Origin of the sequence: Microbacterium sp. ISL-103 (genome assembly GCF_018613995.1) — a bacterium.
Lineage (GTDB): Bacteria > Actinomycetota > Actinomycetes > Actinomycetales > Microbacteriaceae > Microbacterium.
Map to the genome: position 1 here is coordinate 1 of NZ_JAGGPD010000504.1, position 410 is coordinate 410.

General features: G+C 68.8%; 1 protein-coding gene. It reads left to right on the plus strand.

The features are described 5' to 3' along the window. Positions 1-410: DUF222 domain-containing protein (locus J7E68_RS16675; protein WP_215174477.1), on the plus strand; the 410-nt coding region annotated here is incomplete at both ends.

Here is a 410-nt window from a genome sequence, read left to right on the forward strand (position 1 = left end):
TGCGGATGCCGAGGGGGAGGGCGCTGATCCGTTCAACTCTGATCCGCGGTGCGTGATCGATGACCGCACCGCGGCGCAGAAGCGTCATGATGCTCTCGCGGCGGTGGTGGTGATCGCTGCCCGCCACAAAGACATGCCCACTCTCGGTGGGGCATCACCGGTCCTCGTCGTCAACGTCGACGCCCACGACCTCGCGAACCACGCCACTCACGCCGCTCACGCCGCTGGCTCAGCCTTCGGACCGGGTGCCATCTTCGGGACGGGCGGCAACACGGGGTGGGCGACGGTCCCCGGATCCGGTGCGCACGTTCCCGTTTCGGTCGCCGCGCAGGTCGCGTGTGCGGGGGTGATCCAACGGGTCCTGTTCGACGAGGGTCGCATCATCGGGGTCACGACCACCGACCGGGTGT